Origin of the sequence: Bradyrhizobium sp. CW1, assembly GCF_023100665.1 — a bacterium.
Classification (GTDB): domain Bacteria; phylum Pseudomonadota; class Alphaproteobacteria; order Rhizobiales; family Xanthobacteraceae; genus Bradyrhizobium; species Bradyrhizobium canariense_D.
The window spans coordinates 1,780,960-1,797,568 of record NZ_CP064684.1 but is presented as its reverse complement, the minus strand read 5'-3'; the positions used below and the strand labels follow the sequence as shown (position 1 = coordinate 1,797,568).

At 64.5% G+C, this 16,609-nt stretch carries 16 protein-coding genes; all 16 read right to left on the bottom strand.

Annotated elements, in window-relative coordinates:
- Positions 1-2 precede the first annotated feature (2 nt).
- The 16 genes from flgK to flgA all read right to left on the bottom strand — a co-directional run bounded on the left by flgK (position 3) and on the right by flgA (position 16,599).
- Positions 3-1,481 carry a flagellar hook-associated protein FlgK gene (flgK, locus tag IVB54_RS08785; protein ID WP_231190391.1) on the bottom strand — a complete coding sequence of 493 codons (1,479 nt, stop codon included), beginning with the start codon at positions 1,479-1,481 and terminating at the stop codon, positions 3-5.
- Between the two features lie 34 nt (positions 1,482-1,515).
- Positions 1,516-2,757, bottom strand: coding sequence for a flagellar hook protein FlgE (locus tag IVB54_RS08780; protein ID WP_026232642.1), 1,242 nt, complete (start codon positions 2,755-2,757; stop codon positions 1,516-1,518).
- Positions 2,758-2,852: 95 nt separating this feature from the next.
- Positions 2,853-3,434 (bottom strand): transglycosylase SLT domain-containing protein, encoded by a 582-nt coding sequence (locus tag IVB54_RS08775; protein WP_026232641.1) that lies wholly within the window; start codon positions 3,432-3,434, stop codon positions 2,853-2,855.
- The gene (locus tag IVB54_RS08770; RefSeq protein WP_247295075.1) at positions 3,385-4,746 is read right to left on the bottom strand and encodes a flagellar hook-length control protein FliK; all 1,362 of its coding nucleotides are present in this window, start codon (positions 4,744-4,746) and stop codon (positions 3,385-3,387) included. The genes IVB54_RS08775 and IVB54_RS08770 overlap by 50 nt, the downstream gene beginning before the upstream one ends.
- Positions 4,743-5,936 carry a chemotaxis protein gene (locus IVB54_RS08765; RefSeq protein ID WP_247295078.1) on the bottom strand — a complete coding sequence of 398 codons (1,194 nt, stop codon included), beginning with the start codon at positions 5,934-5,936 and terminating at the stop codon, positions 4,743-4,745. The genes IVB54_RS08770 and IVB54_RS08765 overlap by 4 nt, the downstream gene beginning before the upstream one ends.
- Complete coding sequence (locus tag IVB54_RS08760; RefSeq protein ID WP_085351958.1) at positions 5,933-7,270, bottom strand: MotB family protein; 1,338 nt, start codon at positions 7,268-7,270, stop codon at positions 5,933-5,935. The genes IVB54_RS08765 and IVB54_RS08760 overlap by 4 nt, the downstream gene beginning before the upstream one ends.
- A 6-nt stretch (positions 7,271-7,276) precedes the next feature.
- Positions 7,277-7,972, bottom strand: a complete 696-nt coding sequence (locus IVB54_RS08755; protein ID WP_247295079.1) for a hypothetical protein — start codon at positions 7,970-7,972, stop codon at positions 7,277-7,279.
- Positions 7,969-9,600, bottom strand: a complete 1,632-nt coding sequence (fliF, locus tag IVB54_RS08750) for a flagellar basal-body MS-ring/collar protein FliF (protein ID WP_018453970.1) — start codon at positions 9,598-9,600, stop codon at positions 7,969-7,971. The genes IVB54_RS08755 and fliF overlap by 4 nt, the downstream gene beginning before the upstream one ends.
- A gap of 302 nt (positions 9,601-9,902) precedes the next feature.
- On the bottom strand, positions 9,903-10,814 hold the full coding sequence (locus IVB54_RS08745; RefSeq protein ID WP_007613947.1) for a flagellin: 912 nt from the start codon (positions 10,812-10,814) through the stop codon (positions 9,903-9,905).
- A 266-nt stretch (positions 10,815-11,080) separates the two neighbouring features.
- Complete coding sequence (locus tag IVB54_RS08740) at positions 11,081-11,989, bottom strand: flagellin (RefSeq protein ID WP_018453968.1); 909 nt, start codon at positions 11,987-11,989, stop codon at positions 11,081-11,083.
- A 264-nt stretch (positions 11,990-12,253) separates the two neighbouring features.
- Positions 12,254-12,994 carry a flagellar type III secretion system pore protein FliP gene (gene fliP / locus IVB54_RS08735; RefSeq protein WP_007595877.1) on the bottom strand — a complete coding sequence of 247 codons (741 nt, stop codon included), beginning with the start codon at positions 12,992-12,994 and terminating at the stop codon, positions 12,254-12,256.
- Positions 12,991-13,434 (bottom strand): flagellar basal body-associated FliL family protein, encoded by a 444-nt coding sequence (locus tag IVB54_RS08730; RefSeq protein WP_018453967.1) that lies wholly within the window; start codon positions 13,432-13,434, stop codon positions 12,991-12,993. Before IVB54_RS08730 ends, fliP begins: the two co-directional genes overlap by 4 nt.
- A gap of 42 nt (positions 13,435-13,476) precedes the next feature.
- Positions 13,477-14,172 carry a flagellar basal body L-ring protein FlgH gene (gene flgH / locus IVB54_RS08725; protein ID WP_247376478.1) on the bottom strand — a complete coding sequence of 232 codons (696 nt, stop codon included), beginning with the start codon at positions 14,170-14,172 and terminating at the stop codon, positions 13,477-13,479.
- Entirely contained in the window at positions 14,173-14,931 is a 759-nt protein-coding gene (locus IVB54_RS08720; protein ID WP_247295081.1) for a MotE family protein, read from the bottom strand. It lies immediately after the preceding gene.
- A 64-nt stretch (positions 14,932-14,995) separates the two neighbouring features.
- On the bottom strand, positions 14,996-16,126 hold the full coding sequence (gene flgI / locus IVB54_RS08715) for a flagellar basal body P-ring protein FlgI (protein WP_247777167.1): 1,131 nt from the start codon (positions 16,124-16,126) through the stop codon (positions 14,996-14,998).
- Positions 16,123-16,599: a flagellar basal body P-ring formation chaperone FlgA gene (gene flgA, locus IVB54_RS08710; RefSeq protein ID WP_247295083.1), complete on the bottom strand. Its 477-nt coding sequence runs from the start codon at positions 16,597-16,599 to the stop codon at positions 16,123-16,125. The genes flgI and flgA overlap by 4 nt, the downstream gene beginning before the upstream one ends.
- Positions 16,600-16,609 lie beyond the last annotated feature (10 nt).

The window sequence follows — 16,609 nt, the reverse complement described above, 5'->3', positions numbered from 1 at the left end:
ACTTAATTTCCCACGGCAGCCAGCAGGCTCTGCAACATTTCGTCGACGGTCGAGATGATCTTCGACGAGGCCGAATAGGTGCGTTCGACCTGAAGCATCAACGACATCTCATCGTCCATGTTGACGCCGCTGACGTTCGACAGCGCCGCGGTGCTGCGGTCGAGCAGCGTTTTCTGGTAGGTGACATTGGAGTCGGCGGTCTTGCGCTGGTTTTCGATCCAGCTCGTCGACGACGACGCGAAGTCGATCAAGCTGCCGTTCGGCTTGCCTTGCGTGGTCGCATCGAACGGCTGCGACGCATCCATGGCGCCGATGAGCTGCTGCACCCGAGCCGAGTAACCGCCGTTGCCGGCGGTATTGTATTGGTATGCGACGTTGCCGCTGATCGGGCCATCGCGCAGCAGGTTGGGATTACCGCCTTGGGCGGGATCGACCGATGCAGCAACGGATATCGTACCAGCGAGGCCCACCAAGACGGTAGCGCTCGCCGGCATCGCCGGCGCGCCCGGATAGGTGAAGAGACCGGGGACGTCGGGCAGCGTCGGAACAGGCGACTGGTCACTTTCCTTGAAGGCGTCGACCAGGCCGCGCGCGATTTCGTCGAGCTGGCTCTGGTAAGTAACCGTATCATTGTCGCGCAGCTGCGCCAGGCCAGCAAGCTTGCCGGACTTGAGCGGCATCGCGGAATTGGCGCCGGTCACCGGAACGCCGTCGATATAGACCGCATTGCCGGTGGTGCCGGCCGTATAGGCGTTCGTCGGCGCAAAGCTCACCGTTCGCGCCGTCTTGTCGAACAGCACGACGCCGCTGTCGGTATAGAGCGCCGCGTCGCCGTTGGGACGGAGCGACATCGAGACCCCGACCTCCTGCGACAGCTGCGAGACGATGCTGTCGCGTTGGTCGAGGTAGTCGGTGATGTCATCGCCGGAGATCGTCCCCTTCACGATCGCGGTGTTCACGGTCTGGAACTGGGAGAGCAGCCGATTGATGTTTTGAACCGACGTATTCATGTCGGCATCCGCGCCCTCCCGGGCCGACTGCACGGTCTGGGTCGCCTGATTGAGCGCGGTCGCCATGTCCTTGGCGGACGTCACCGCGGCCTGTGCCAGCGTGGTGTTGTCCGGGGCGTTGGCATATTGCTGGAGCGCCTTCTTCAGCGCATTGAGCTGCGCCGTCGGCGACTGGTCGAGTTCCGGATCGTCCACCGTGGCAGATGCGATCTTCTGGAGACCGTCAAGGATCGCGCTCTGCTTGGCCGACGTCGAGGTTGCGGTCAGCACGTTGGTGTAGAGACCCGAGCTCGCGGCGCGCTGGATCGCCGCCACGTAGACGCCGGTTCCCGGAAGGTTGTCCAGCACGGCAATCTTGCGCGAATAGCCGGCGGAGCTGGCACCGGCGATGTTGCGCGAGATGACCGACGACTGGATGCCCGACGCCATCAACGAGGAGCGGGCGGATTCGAGAGCGGCGGTAAGGTTCATGATCTGCTCTTGCCGGGGACGAGCGCTGAAGAAATCAGCGCTTCAGGTTGACGACCACGTCCAGCAGATCGGCGCCGGTCTGGAACGATTTCGAGTTGGCGGTGAAGCCGCGCTGTGCCTCGATCATCGAGGTCAACTCGTCCGCGAGATCGACGTTGGAATCTTCCAGAGCACCCGACTGGATGGTGCCGAGCCCGCCCTGGCCGGCGAGGCCGACCTGCACGTTTCCGGATTCCAGGTTCGGTGAGTAGACGTTGCCGACTTCGGGCGTCAAATGGTCCGGGCTCGGGACGGTCGCGAGCGCGATCTGAAAGCTCGGCAGCGTGGTGCCATTCTTGAGGACGGCCGTGACCACGCCCTTGTCGTCGATGTTCACCTTGTCCACCGCGGACGGAGCGTTGCCATCCACGGTCGCCTTGAAGTCGAAGCTGGAGGCGACCTGGGTCATGGCCGAGAGGTCGATGTTGAAGGCAGCCGAACCACCGGGGATCGCCACCGTAAGCGATGTCGCACTCGGCGGCGGGCCCACCAGATCGAGCTTGCCTTTTCCGGTCGAGCTTACGTCAAACGTGAACGTGGTGCTGGGCCCACTTGATGGAAGCGCGGTCGCGCCGTTGTAGACCTGCATATCCCAGGTATTTGCCGCAGTCTTTTTGGCATAGACGTCGAGCGTCACGGCATTTCCGATATTGTCGTAAGTCACGATCGACGTCTTCGACGTATAGTTGGCGGGGCCGGCCGGTCCAGCAGAGAAGGTAGCGCTCGGATCCAGATTGGCGGCGACGGTCGCCTTGGTCGAAGCCGACGCCTGGAGCGCCATCTGGTTGACGTTGACGACCTGGAGGCCGCCGAACCCGTTGGCTGCGACGGTGGGAGTGGCACCGTTGGCAATGTTGTAGCCCATCAGCTGGAAGCCGGCCGCGTTAACTAGGTTACCCGTGCTGTCGGGCACGAACGCACCGGCGCGCGTCAGGAAGTTGGTGCCGTTCGGATCCTGCACGACGAAGAAGCCGTTGCCCTGGACCGCGAGATCCGTGGCCGAGGTCGTGAACTGGTAATTGCCGGCGTCGGAGATGGCGTAACGCACCGTGGTCTCGACCGCGCCGGAATCGTAATTGCCCGAGCCGCTCTTCAGGATCAGCGAGGAGAATTCGGTCGAAGCCCGCTTGTAACCGGTGGTGTTGACGTTCGCGATGTTGTCCGAAACGGTTGACAGCTTGTTGGACTGCGCGTTCATCCCGGAAACGCCGGTGCGCATAACACCATACAGGCTCATGAATTGGGCTCCTTTGGTAGGTTGCAGCTACAATGGAGACTGTTGCTTGCGCGGGGCTGATGATGGGGAACGATGCACAACTTGGCGTCGTCTCCTTAGGTCGTCTTGGGCTGACAGAACGAGCGCGCCTTGTCGGTCCACGCGCCGAAGCCGCTGGAGACGAGATGCGCGACGATGTGGCAGACGTAGCGCTTCTGCGCCGGCTGGTTGTTGGGGCCTGCATTGTAGCGGGCGACTGCCATGGTCCAGCTGCCCTCGCGCTGCTTGAGCTCCTTCAGGAAGCGTGCGGCGTAGTCGACATTCCCTGCGGGATCGAACATCGCCCGGACCGAGGCGAACTTGTCGCCGTGATAGTAATGGTTGATCTGCATGCAGCCGAGGTCGATCAGCTTGATCCCTTTGGCTCGCATGGCTTCGAAGTTGGCGATCGCGTCGTTCATGTCCTTGGCGAACACGGTCTGTCCTTCGGCGCCGAGCGCGTAAGGATAAAGTGCGCCGCGCCGCCCCGTCTCGGTCAGTCCGACCGCGTAGAGAATGCCGAGCGGAATTCCGTGCTGCTGGGACGCACGCGCCATCTCGCGCTCGCACGGGCGCGAATTGTCGGTCGCCGCGGCCGCGGCGCCGGCGTTACAGATAAACAGGGCCGCGACGAATCTGCGGCGCCACGTCCTGGTCATGACGCGTCTCCTGGTTGGACTGGCGCTCCTGTCGAGCCTGCTTCGCGCCGCCGTCCGCTTGTCCCGACGAATTACTCGTACCGTCAAACGTGCCTTGCGACTGCGACGAGGGCTGTTGCTGGCCCGAAAGCTGCGGCTGCGACTGGCCGGAGCCGCTCTGGAAACCATCCAGCGAGCCGTGCTGGACGGGCGCAATGTCGGCGACGTAGCCCGCGGACTGCATCAGGTCGCGGATCGAATCGCGCTGCTGGTCGAGCATCTGGCTCGTGTCCTTGCGCGCAGCGGCGAGGTGGACGGACACTTCGTTGCCGACCAGGCGAAGGCGCACGGTGACATTGCCGAGCGCGGGCGGCTCGAGATTGATGGTCAGGATCTTGAGCGGCTGATCCGGCGCATTGGCTTGGGACGCTGCAAGATCTGGAGCTGCGGACGCCGTCGATGCCGGAGCTTCCTTCAACTCGGCGACAACGGCGTTGGCAACCTGTTGCGGAGCGTTGAACTGCGCCGGCGGCAGATGGGTCTCTTGCTGGACCACGGTGACCTTGGTCGTCTCGGGCAATGCGTCCCGCGCCGACGCCTTGACAGCACGCTCGACATTGGCCGCGACGGCCTCGAAGCCGGGTGCCGTTGCCTTCGGCGATGGCTCACTGTCGTCCGTCGATGTCGCCTGGGCGCTGGTCGCCGCGTGCGAATCCGCGGCCTGCGAGCGGGCGGCGGTTGGAGCCACCGGAGGTGGGAGCTCGGCTGTCGCCTTCGCCATGCCCAAGGCCTGAACGTCGCGCTTCGTCGTGGAAGACCGCTCGTCGCGCCCGGACGCATCCTTCTTGTCGCCGGCCGGTGCTTGCATCTGCGGCATCACGACCGGCGGCCCGGCGACGATCTCCTGTCCGACGATCCCGGCAATACTCGATCGGCTCTGGACGTCGGCCTGCTCGATGTGATCGAGAGGTCCATGTTTCCCGGACGACTTATCGGTCTTTTTGTCGGAAGATTTCTCGGTGGACGTCTCGCTGGATCCCGGCTCCTCGACCGCCGCGGCACGGTCGTGCACCGTCTCGTCGCTCGCGTTGTCCTTCCCGCTCTGATGCGCCAGGCGCGTCCGCAGCGTTCCGGCTTTCACGGCCGTGGCGCTGCCCTCGTCGTTGAGCGCACGCTTCGCGAGATTCGAGACGGTGTGCAGAAGATCGTTGAAGGACGAGTCCGCCTGCGCTTTCGCCCCGGCGCTCTTCCCGGAGCGCGATGTGCCCCGCATGCTGAGGCTTTCGGCGAGACCCGAAAAGACCTGTCCGGAGGTTCCACTGAGCTTCATCATGGACGGCGATCCCTGGTGAGAAGTTCGAGCTCCCCGAGCTGCTTCCGCGCACGAACAAGCGTTGCGGTCGACGACGCGAGGTCGAGACGCGCCGGCGTGACCGGAGGCTTGTCGGCTGCGGCGGCGGATCCGCCAGCGAACGGCTTGCGAACGTCGAGTGCGAGCTGCACCGTTGCATTGAGAAAGGGAATGTCGCGCTCGGGCAGCTTCGACCGGTCGAGCGCCTTCAACTCGGCGAGACCGCCGTCATATTCGTCGGCGAGCGCCCGCGACACGCCGCGGAACAAATGCGCCCGCTCGCGCTCCGCCGAGGCATCGGCGCTGAGAGTCAGGGCACGCTCGCCGGCAAGCCGGGTGACGGCCAGCCCTCCGCGCACCATCGCGGTACGCGCGATCACGAGATAGAGCTTGAGGCGGCTCGCGCGGTCGATCTGCTCAAGCAAGGTGGTGATCCGCGCAAACCGGCGCTCGTCGAGCGCGAGGCCCGACTGCGTCAGGCCGGTCGCAAAGCGCTGCCAGAAGTCCCCGGCATAGACCGAGTTGTGGTAGTGCCGGATATAGGCCAGCGTCAGGAACTCGAACTTGTCGAAATCCTCGGCTTGCCCGACCAACAGGATCTCGCGCCGCAGCGCGGCCTCCTCCACCAATGTGCCCGGCAGGAGCAAGCGCGCATCATCCAGACGCTCGATTGCGAGCGATGCCTCGGCGCGTGCGAACAGTGCACCCTGGACCAGCGCGAGCTGTCCGCCCAGGCCCGACGGAACCGTCCGCGGCTTGACGTCCTTGAGCAGTTCGCGCGCTTCGTCCTGACGACCCTCGACATAGGCAAGCGCGCCATCGAACAGCCGTCCATCGACGTTCAGCTTGTCGCGCGGCAGCTTGCGGATGATTTGCGGCGCGCCGCCACTGAGCAGGTAGATCACGGCGGCCTGGCCGTTCTGCGGGTTGCTCCACAGGCCCGGATCGGCGGCGAGAAATTTTTCGCCGATCTGCCGGATCAATGCGCTGTGGCTGCCGTACGCCGCGCTATCGCCGTTGGCGATGCCGTCCTGCACGGCCTGCAACGCCCGAACGAGTTCATATGGCTCGCCCGATGCCGATGCCCCCGGTGCCGGCTCGGCGAATGCGCCTGCCGCCGTGAACGGCAACAGCAGCATCAGCAGCGCTGCGCGGAGAGGAGACCTGATCAAGGGCGCTTCTCCCGGACCATGATCTCGATCCGGCGATTCTGCGCGGCCGCCGCATCGTTCTGAAGCTTCGGCCGCCGATCGGCATAACCCTCGACATGCTCGATGCGCTGCGTATCGACGCCGGAGCGGACCAGCATGTAATAGGCCATCTGCGCACGGGCCGTCGACAGCCGCCAGTTGTCATAGGCCTCCGAACGGTACGGCCGATTGTCGGTGTGGCCGCGGACGATGATCACGCCGGGACGCTTTGCCAGCAGCGGGCCGATCTTGTCGATCACACGGATGAGTTCGGGCCGCGGCTCAGCCGAGCCGACCGCGAACATGCCGAAGTTCGCATCGTCGGTCAGGCTGATCAGCAGGCCCTCCTCAACCTGACGCACCTCGGCCACCGGTCCGGCGCCAGCCTTGACGTCCGACAGCGCGTCCGCGATCGCCGACTGAAGCTGTTTGACCGTTAGTTGCTGGGCCTGAACCGCGTCGCGCGGCCCGGATTCCTTGGTCGTGTCGTTGGGATGCGGCTGCGCGGCGACATTGGCTTGATTACCAGCCTGGGCGCCCGGCTGCGCGCTCCCTTCGCGTGAGGCCTGCGATGGCGCGAGCCCCGGCGGCAGCAGAGGCGACAGGCTTGCGGACGACGCATCGGCGCTCGGAGCCAGGCTTCCGCCGGCATCGTCCTGCCTGGCTCGGCGCGCCTGCGGCTCGGCCTGGCTTGAGCCGGAGGCAGTGTCGCGCGCGGACGCATTCGGCTTGGACTCGGGCTTGGGCTCGCCCTCGATGACGCGGTCGGCATCCTTGGCTGCCTGCGGCGCAAGCTTCCAATAGCCGGGATCGAACGGATCGCGGTAGGCGTCGCCTCCCTTGAGGCCATCCTCTTCGGCGGACGTCAGAGCGCCGGCGCGCCGCTGGCCCGAGGCCTGGTTCGCACTGCTGGCGATCTCGGCGAGCGTCGTATAGGGATCGCGGAACAGGACCTTCTCCTCGTAGAAGGGCGGCTTCTCGGCCGTCGGAGAGTCACCGCGACGTTCCTCGCTCGGTCCCCCCGGCTGGCGCCTGCCGTCCTGGCCGTCGAACGACGACGGCTCCTTCTTGGAGAGATCGTTGAGGCCCTTCGGGGCAGGTGCGTTCTCCGCGAGCTTGATCGGATTGAAATAGCTCGCGACTACCTGCTTTTGATCCTGGTTGAGCGCATTGATCAGCCACATCACGAGGAAGAACGCCATCATCGCGGTCATGAAGTCCGCATAGGCGATCTTCCAGACGCCGCCGTGCGGCTTCTCGTCGTCGAAGGCACTCCGCCGGCGGATGATGACGAGTTCTGGCTTGACCTCATTCATGACGGACTACCGGCGCGCCTCTTTCAGGCGCTCGCTCCAGGTCGTGATCTGCGTCTCGATTACGGTCTGGTCGGCCACGACGCGAACCTCAAAAGTATCGGCGGCCTCATACTCGAAACCCGTTCGCCTGGCCGTCCCGAGCTGCGTCTTCACCAAGTCGAGCAGTTCGCTTGGTCCGGTGACCTTGAACACCGGCACTGGCGAATTGCCGGTCAGCGCCGCAATCTGCTCGACCAGCGACCCGATCGCCTTGTCGCGGACAGCATCGGCGAGGAACGGCAGCAATATCCGCGCAACGGAGCTCGCGATGTTGGTCTCGATTTCGCGGCAAGCCGTCTCGAAGCCGCTGACAACCGCCACCGCCTGCTGGTCGGACCACTTGGCCCGCTCTTCGCCGAGCCGGATCGCGCTGCGAACTCTTTCCTCGGCGATCCTGGACTCGCCCTCCGCTACGCCGGCCGCATGGCCGCGCCGAAAGGCATCGTCCAGGAGACTGACCGCGGGGGCTTCCGCGTTCGGCGCCGGAGGCGGCGACTGAAGCTGCGGCTGCGAATGGGTCTCGGGTTGCGGCTGAGGCTCGCGCCGGGCTTCCTTCGGCCTCGTCAGCACATCCTGGATTTTGGGCGGCGGTGGAGGCGGAGGCGACTTGACCCGCCCGTTCGCATCGAACTGCGTCAGGAGCTTTCCGATTGCCGCGTTCATGCCGCCTCCTCGCGTCGCATCCAGTCTTTAAGGATCGCTGCCGCCTGCATCTGATCGAGACGGACGATCTGCTCCAACCGCTTCTGCGGCGTTCGTTGCATCTTGCCTTCGAGGTCTTCGACCAGGTTGAGCTCGGCCTCTTCGCTGTCCGCCAGCGTGAGGGCGCCGGCGGCTGCCTGGAGCTGGGCGGCTTCCGCCGCCTCGGTCTGCTCCTGCGCCGCGCGATGGGTCAAAATGCCGTTGACCGCAGGACGAAGTCCGAACCACACCAGCATCGAAGCGACGGCCAGGATCGTGACCGCGTTGATGACGCTGCCGAGCTGCTTGTTGATCATCTCGACGAAGCTGATCGGCGGCACCGGCGCCAGTTCGCGCGAGCCTTCGATGAAATCGACGGCCGTCACCTGGATCTGGTCGCCGCGCGCCTTGTCGAGGCCGCCGGCCGTGGCTGCGAGTTGGCTGATCTCGGCGAGCTTGCTGTCGACGATGGCCTGGTTGCTCTTGTCGCCCAGGTCGGCAATGAGCCGCCCGCGGTTCACCAGCACGGCAATGAACAGCTTCTTCACCGAATAGCCGTCGCTCACCGTCGTCGTGGTCTTGGACGAGACCTCGAAATTGGTGACGTCCTCGCGGCGGGTCTTGTCCTCGCTGGAATTCTTGGTGCCGCCGGCGTTCACCTGCTGGTCGGGAAGATTCTGCTGCACAGTGGTCGGCTGCGAACGGTCCGCGTTCTGTGACTTCTCGTTCTCGCGGACGTTCCGGACCGAACGTTCCGCGCGACTCTCCGGATCGTAGACGGTTTCGTTGATCTGCCGCTTGTCGGTGGAGAGCTGCGATGCAACGCTCACTTCGAAATTGTCGAGGCCCAGGTACGGCGTCAGCGCCTTGCGAATGTTCTCCTGCACCATTCCGCCGACCGTCTTCTGCAGGCTCGCCATCTTGGTCGGAGCGGCAGTGGCCTCGTCCTCTTCGGCAAGCAGCATCGAACCGTCGGCGTCCAGCACCGTGACCTTGTCGCGGCTCATGCCCGGAATGGCCGCCGCGACGAGATGACGGATCGACTGCGCCGTGCGCGCCTCGATGGCGCCGTCGGTGCGCAGCACGACCGATGCCGAAGGCGGCTGCTGCGTCGCGCGGAACGACCCCCGCACCGGCATCACGATATGCACCCGCGCCGCCTTCACGCCCTTCATCAACTGCACCGTGCGCGCGATTTCGCCTTCCAGCGCACGGAGCTTGGTGACCTCCTGCATGAACGAGGTCAGACCGAGCGACCCGATCTTGTCGAACAGCTCGTAGCCGGAATTGGCGCTGGTCGGCAGCCCCTTCTCGGCGAGCAGCATCCGCGCTTGCATGGTCTGGCTCGGACGCACCGAGACCGCGTCGCCGGCGGTGTTGACGTCGAAGGTGATGTTTTGCTCGCGCAGCGCTGCACCCATGCGCGTCACGTCTTCGCGGGAAAGGCCGGTATAGAGCGTTTCGAATTCAGGCCGGCTCAGATAATAGGCGCCGCCCACGACGGTGACGAGAACGGCGAAACCGATCAATCCCAAAGCCATCAGGCGTCGCGGCCCAAGCTCCAGCAGATTGTTGAGCAGTTGCTGTACCTGCGCACGACTGAGCAGCATGTGACCTCGTACCAATACGAACGTAGAGGACACTCTGCTGCCAACCTTGTCTGAAGGTTGCGCGAGACCACGAATGTGTCGGTTCGCAGGCGAGGCGTTGCAATTTTACCAGAGAGCGAGTGACGCAATCGCGCGCGTCGGCAACAGGCGGACGGCCGGTTGCATCGCGGTGCGATCGGCGACGGCATGTTGCCTGGGATGCGACGTCAGGAAATCGATGTTGGCACGTCGTGTGCCGAGATCCGCCGTTCATGGCGGAGACCGTGCTCCCTGGGGAGCACGGTCGTTTTCGAAGCCGCGGCTTAGCGGAACAGCGACAGGATGCTCTGGCTGTTCTGGTTGGCGATCGAGAGCGCCTGAACGCCGAGCTGCTGCTGGGTCTGGAGCGCCTGAAGGCGGGTCGATTCCGCGTTCATGTCGGCATCGACGAGCTGGCCGACACCGCGGTCCACGGAGTCCATCAGGGTCTTGACGAACTCCGTGTTGGTCGCGAGGCGGTTCTTGACGGCACCGAGATTGGCGGCGGCCGAGGCCACCGAGTTGATGCCGGCGGTGACCTGCGCGATGTAGCCGTCGAGCGTGGTCTGGTCAGCTGCCGAGTCGGTCAGCGCGGAGATGCTCATCGTGTCGATCGACGGGGAGGTCGAACCGGCCGTGTCCAGAATGCCGCCCTGCGCCGAGGTGTAGAGCGAGTAGTTAGCGGTGGTCACGGTGATGGAGCCGATGGTGGGCGTACCGCCGACACGCGAGTACGACGACACCAGGTTGAAGGTCGTCGGCGTGGTGGCGGTCGTGCTCAGCCAGTTGATGCCGTTGAAGGTCGCCGAGTTGGCCTTGAGCTTCATATCCTGCTGGATCTGGGTGATGTCAGCCTGGATCTTGGTGCGGTCGATACCGGCGGTCTTGGCTTCGACCAGCAGCGCCTGGAGCTTGGTCAGGCCGGAGTCCTTGTCGCCGATGACCGAGGTCAGAGCGGTATATTCGGTGTCGACGGTCGCGGCCGACAGACCGAGCGAGTCGGAGACCGCGGAAAGCGCGGCGTTGTCGGAGCGCATCGACGTCGCGATCGACCAATAGGCCGCGTTGTCCGAGGCCGTGGACACGCGCATACCGGTCGAGATCCGGTTCTGCGTCGTCGCGAGCTGCGAGCTGACGTTGCGAAGGGTCTGCAGCGCGGTCATTGCAGACGAGTTGGTGAGGAGGCTAGAACCCATTTTGATGTCCCTTTGGAGATTGGATTGAGTTTGGGACATACCGGACTTGCACCGGTACGGCAGGGCGGCGTCATGCCTTTGGGCTGCGCAGAAGCGTCAAGGCCCAACCTGTCGTAACGGCGACGATAGCCCGCGAAGCTTGTGCGAGGCTTGTGGCTCTGTGGCTTTGCCGCAACAAGGCGGCCGAAATTGCGGCGCGCGACGTCACGCCAAACAAAAGGGCCGCGCTTCGCAAGAAGCGCGGCCCTCTTCGGATGGTTCGAGGCTTAGCGGAACAGCGACAGGATGCTCTGGCTGCTGTTGTTGGCGATCGAGAGCGCCTGGACGCCGAGCTGCTGCTGGACCTGGAGGGCCGACAGCCGGGTGGACTCCTGGTTCATGTCGGCGTCGACGAGCTGGCCGATACCGCGATCCACGGAGTCCATCAGAGACTTCACGAAGTCCGTGTTGGTCGAGAGGCGGTTCTTGACAGCACCGAGGTTGGCGGCGGCCGAGGCCACCGAGTTGATGCCAGCGGTGACCTGCGCGATGTAGCCATCGAGCGTGGTCTGGTCAGCTGCCGAGTCGGTCAGTGCGGAGATGCTCATCGTGTCGATCGACGGAGCGGTCGAGCCGGCCGTGTCCAGAATGCCCCCCTGCGCCGAGGTGTAGAGCGAGTAGTTGGCGGTGGTCACGGTGATGGAGCCGATGGTGGGCGTGCCGCCGACACGCGAGTACGACGACACCAGGCTGAAGGTCGTTGGCGTGGTGGCGGTCGTGCTCAGCCAGTTGATGCCGTTGAAGGTCGCCGCATTGGCTGTCGCCTTCATCTGCTGCTGGATCTGGGTGACGTCGGCCTGGATCTTGCTGCGGTCGATACCGGCTGTCTTGGCTTCGACCAGCAGGGACTGGAGCTTGGTCAGGCCGGAGTCTTTGTCGCCGATGACTGTGGTCAAAGCGGTATATTCGGTGTCGACGGTCGCAGCCGACAGACCGAGCGAGTCGGAGACCGCCGAGAGCGCGGCGTTGTCGGCGCGCATCGAGGTCGCGATCGACCAGTAGGCAGCGTTGTCCGAAGCGGTCGAGACGCGCTGGCCGGTGGAGATGCGGGTCTGCGTGGTGGAGAGCTGCGAGCTCACAGACCGCAAGGTCTGGAGTGCGGTCATGGCGGTCGAGTTCGTAAGCAGGCTTGACATTGCGAATGTCCCTTTATGTACGCGTTACATTTTCACGAGGGGACATACCGGGCTTTCACCGGTACGGAGGGGCGGCATCATGCCTTTGGACTGATGTGGGTGGGGTCCAACCCGCCGTGACGCATTGCTAGCACGCCGAATCTTGCGCGCGGATTAAGATTGGCTTGAATTACGCCGTAAAATCAAATGGTTAACAGTACATTTTGCTAACCATAGTCCGGTACTTCTCGCTAACCATAACCATTCCTCTGGCGCTCGTTGCCATCACGAGAACGACCGCACCAGCCCTGAGGCGAGCAGGTTCCAGCCGTCGATCAGCACGAAGAACAGCATCTTGAATGGCAATGCGAGGATCGTCGGCGGCATCATCATCATCCCCATCGACATGGTCAGCGTCGCCACGATCATGTCGATGACGAGGAACGGCAGGATGATGAGAAACCCGATCTCGAAGGAACGCCTGAGCTCGGAAATCATGAAGGCCGGAATGATGACGCGCATGTCGACGCGCTTGTCGTCGAACTTCCTGCGGAAGCTCTCCGCGGCGAGCGATTCGAAGGTCTGCAGATCCTTGTCGCGAACATGGGCCAGCATGAATTCGCGGAACGGATCGGTGATCTTCAGATAGGCCTCTTCCTCCGAGATCTCGTTCTTCATCAGCGGCTGGATGCCGGTTTCCCAGGCGCGGTCGAAGGTCGGCGCCATCACGTAGAAGGTCATGAACAGCGCGAGGCTGATCAGCACCAGATTGGCCGGCGTGGTCTGAAGGCCGAGACCGGCGCGCAGGAATGACAGCGCCACCGCAAATCGCGTGAAGCTCGTCACCATGATGAGCAGTCCCGGCGCCACCGACAGCACCGTGATCACCGCCATCAGCTGGATGATCCGGCCGCTGGTCGAGCCGTTGCCCGGTGGCAGCAGCGAATTGAGGTCCGGAATCTGGGCCAGTGCCACTTCGGGCAGCACGACCAAGAGCAACGCAAGCAGCAGGACTCTCAGTTTCACTGAATCACCAACGTCTCAATGATCAATTCGCGGATCTTGCCCGAGGAGCGGATATTGGCGCGTTCGGTCAGGTCGTCGCGCAGATGCTGAAGCCCGCGCGATCCCTCGAACTGCGCCACCGTCGCCGAACGCAGATAGGTGACGATGTCTTCGCTGATATGGGCCGCCAGGATGCCGGCATCCTCGTCGCTCATGCTGTCGGTCACCATGGAGGCTTCGATGCGGGCCCAGTTGTTGGCCGGCGCGCCGAGATTGGTCACGATCGGGGACAGCTTCCTGAGCCGCGCGCTGCCGGCGTAGCTCGAGGCTAGAGGCGGCGGCGTGGCGGTTTTCTTCGCATCCGCGACGCGCTCGGCGGCCGCAAACAGATGCAGGCCGGCAAGCGCGCCCGCGCCGATCGCGATCAGGGTCAGCACCACGATGGCCACAATCAGGCGCATGACGTCCCCTGCCCTCGTGACGCGGCCCGACGGGAGCGCATCTCAGAACGGTGCCACGGCGTCATAGATCCGATGTCCCCATCCAGGCTGCTGCACGTCAGAGAGATTTCCCCGACCGCCATAGGCCACGCGCGCTTCGGCGATCTTCTCGTAGGAGATCGTGTTGGTTCGCGAGATATCGCGTGGACGCACGATGCCGCCGACGTTGAGCACGCGCATTTCCGTGTTGACCTTGAATTCCTGCGAGCCGCTGATCATCATATTGCCGTTCGGCAACACGTCGGTGACGATGGCTGCGATCGACAGCTTGATATCCTCGGTGCGGTCGATCTGGCCGTTGCCCTTGATCTGGGTGTTGGTGTTGAGGTTGGCGCTCGTCGAGCCCTTGTCCTGCCATCCCGCAACGTCCATCAGCCAGTCGAGTCCGAACTTGATTTGCGAATCGCGCGAGCGGCCGGTCTTGTTGTCGAGCTTGGCCTTGTCCTGCATCGAGATGATCACCGTCACGACGTCGCCGACGCGCCGGGCGCGGGGATCGCGGTAGAGGTCGGTGCCGTCGTCCCAGGTCGAGCGATAGCTGACGGGCGAGTGCATACGGGGGGTCACGGGAATCGGATCGGCCTGCGTCCTCAGGCCGCTCCCGACCGGCGACAGTCGCGGGCCAGTCAGGACCTCGGCCGGATCAATGACGCATCCCGCAAGCGATAACAGCGACAGGATGAGGATCAGATTCTTCATCTATTTGGTCTTTCCGTCATCCACGCGACGCATCCCGCCGAGCAGATCGGCGAGGTGCGCCGCGCGGCCCGTCTCCATCTCGTTGAAGATTGCGCTCGAACTCCTCGGGCTGAGCTTTGCGAGCACGGCCGCAGCCGTCTCGTCCGCCATCCCGGCGATCTGGGTTGCGGCGGCATCCGGCTTCATGCGCGAGTAGATCTCGACCACACTCGCTTCGGCCTTCTTCAGGAACTCGTCGCGCAACGCCATCCACTTCTCATATTCCGCGCGCTTGGCCTCGACCTCGGCGATCCGCTCGCGAAGCTGGTTCTCGGCCTTCTCCAGCTCCTTGAGCTGCCAGGCCAGCCTTGCATCGGCGGCGGAGTCGGCGACATTGCTGCAGAACAGGGCGACTTCGTTGTCCGCGGTTGCAGCGGCCTGGGGCGGCACCGGCTTCGGCGGCGCCGTGACGCTGCCGGGCTTGGCCGGTCGCGCCGCGGCTGTGGGTGCCGACGCGGGCTTCTCGGAGGCCGAAACGGCACCCGTGATCACTGGTCCCGAATCTTCGGCTGCCCACGCTGTCGCCCGCATCGACGCATTGTCGCTCGGGATCGATGAGATTGGCTTCTGTGGGCCAGACGCACGGGCGCGCGCGAAGGACAGCAGGTTGAGCGGCTTCGACGGCTTGGCCTCATCCAGCGCCAGAACGGGCGAAGCGCTCGCGAGCGCGGAGGCTGCGACCAGGAGGAGGAGTTTGGCTTTATGATCCAGCTTCAACATCGGCCCGCGTGCGATTCTCGGTCGAGAGAGCATTGAGCGACCAAGCTTGCACGGCGCTTACGCGTCATTGCACGATGACATCCGCCTGGAGGGCGCCAGCCGTCTTGATCGCCTGGAGGATCGCGATGATGCCGGATGGTTTCAGGCCGATCTGGTTCAGGCCGCGCACCAGGCGCTGGAGATCGACGCCGCTCAGGATCGCCACCTGCGATCCGGCTTCGTTGGCCTCGACCACGGTCTGGGGCACGACCACCGTCTGCCCTTTCGAGAACGGCGCGGGTTGCGACACCACGGGAAGCTCGGTGACCCGGACCGTCAGATTGCCGTGCGTCACGGCAACGGTCGATATCCGCACGTCGCGTCCGATCACCACCGTGCCGGTACGCTCGTTGATCACCACCCGCGCCGGCGTGTCCGGCTCGACCGTCAGCTCGCCGATTTCGGCAAGGAAGCGGACCGGTCCGATGTGGCGCGGCTTCGACAGCACGATCGTGCGGTAGTCTCGCTCGAAGGCGATCTGGGCGCGGTAGCGTCCGCCCGCGTAGCGGTTGATGGCGTCGAGGATTCGCGTTGCGGTGACGAAGTCGGGGTTCTTGAGCTCCAGCACAAGATATTCCATTTCATGGAGACTACCCTGCACCTCGCGCTCGACCAGCGCGCCGTTCGGGATGCGACCCGCGGTCGGCGTACCCTTGCTGACGTTCTGGGCCTGGCCCCCGACGCTGTAGCCGGCGACCGTGACGGCGCCTTGCGCCACTGCATAGACCGCTCCGTCCGCCGCGCGCAGCGACGTCATCACCAGGGTGCCGCCGAGCAACGAGGTCGCATCGCCGAGCGATGACACCGTCACGTCCATGCGCTCGCCCGCACCGATCGAGGGCTGCAGGTCCGCGGTCACCATGACGGCCGCGACGTTGCGCGTGCGCAGCGTCGTCGGACGCGGCGGATTGTTGGTGCTGGTGGTCTCGTTCCTGACATTGATGCCCATGTTCTCGAGCATCGATTGCAGGGACTGCTCCGTGAACGGCGCATTGCGGAGCGTGTCGCCAGTCCCGTTCAGGCCGATCACGAGGCCGTAGCCGACGATCTGATTTTCGCGCAATCCCTTGATGTCCGCGATGTCCTTGATGCGGACGGCGGCCTGGGCGCTGGCGGCGGAAACGAGCAGGACGAGCGCAAGCAGGACTCTGGTCATGACCCGTCCACGACCTTGACGGTGCCGTCCGGCTGGACAACGCCCCTGATGATCACACCGGTATCGGTGTTTCGTATCGGGATGAGCGCGCCGGGCGCGCCGGACTGCATCGCTGCGCCGTAGGTCACGATCGACAGGCCGCTGTCTTCGACCACGACCTTGACCATGGCGCCGCGGGCGACCGTCCAGGGATCCTCCACCGAGTTGGTCGGGATCGGCTGGCCGGGCAGCAGCGCGCGGCGCGCCATGCGGCCGACCAGGACCTGGCGTCCTTCGATGAATATGGCGACGCCGAGCACGTTCGGCGCAAAGGCGCGCTCGGTGATCATGTCGTCCCGGATCAGTTCGCCGGCGCGGATCGAGACGGCCGGCACGGGGAGCCGCTTCTCCTCGGCCGCGGCGAGACGCGCCGAGACGAGAACCAGCAGCACGGCGGCCATCCCGCGCATGATCGAGCCCATCCTGTTCAACATGGATACACCG

Coding starts and splice junctions, on each gene's coding strand:
- IVB54_RS08730 (WP_018453967.1), bottom strand. CDS start 13,434: ATGCGCCTGATTGTGGCCATCGTGGTGCTGACCCTGATCGCGATCGGC.
- IVB54_RS08755 (WP_247295079.1), bottom strand. CDS start 7,972: ATGAACGCGGCAATCGGAAAGCTCCTGACGCAGTTCGATGCGAACGGG.
- flgI (WP_247777167.1), bottom strand. CDS start 16,126: ATGACCAGAGTCCTGCTTGCGCTCGTCCTGCTCGTTTCCGCCGCCAGC.
- fliF (WP_018453970.1), bottom strand. CDS start 9,600: ATGCTGCTCAGTCGTGCGCAGGTACAGCAACTGCTCAACAATCTGCTG.
- IVB54_RS08740 (WP_018453968.1), bottom strand. CDS start 11,989: ATGTCAAGCCTGCTTACGAACTCGACCGCCATGACCGCACTCCAGACC.
- IVB54_RS08760 (WP_085351958.1), bottom strand. CDS start 7,270: ATGAATGAGGTCAAGCCAGAACTCGTCATCATCCGCCGGCGGAGTGCC.
- IVB54_RS08745 (WP_007613947.1), bottom strand. CDS start 10,814: ATGGGTTCTAGCCTCCTCACCAACTCGTCTGCAATGACCGCGCTGCAG.
- IVB54_RS08770 (WP_247295075.1), bottom strand. CDS start 4,746: ATGATGAAGCTCAGTGGAACCTCCGGACAGGTCTTTTCGGGTCTCGCC.
- IVB54_RS08720 (WP_247295081.1), bottom strand. CDS start 14,931: ATGTTGAAGCTGGATCATAAAGCCAAACTCCTCCTCCTGGTCGCAGCC.
- flgK (WP_231190391.1), bottom strand. CDS start 1,481: ATGAACCTTACCGCCGCTCTCGAATCCGCCCGCTCCTCGTTGATGGCG.
- IVB54_RS08780 (WP_026232642.1), bottom strand. CDS start 2,757: ATGAGCCTGTATGGTGTTATGCGCACCGGCGTTTCCGGGATGAACGCG.
- IVB54_RS08775 (WP_026232641.1), bottom strand. CDS start 3,434: ATGACCAGGACGTGGCGCCGCAGATTCGTCGCGGCCCTGTTTATCTGT.
- flgA (WP_247295083.1), bottom strand. CDS start 16,599: ATGTTGAACAGGATGGGCTCGATCATGCGCGGGATGGCCGCCGTGCTG.
- flgH (WP_247376478.1), bottom strand. CDS start 14,172: ATGAAGAATCTGATCCTCATCCTGTCGCTGTTATCGCTTGCGGGATGC.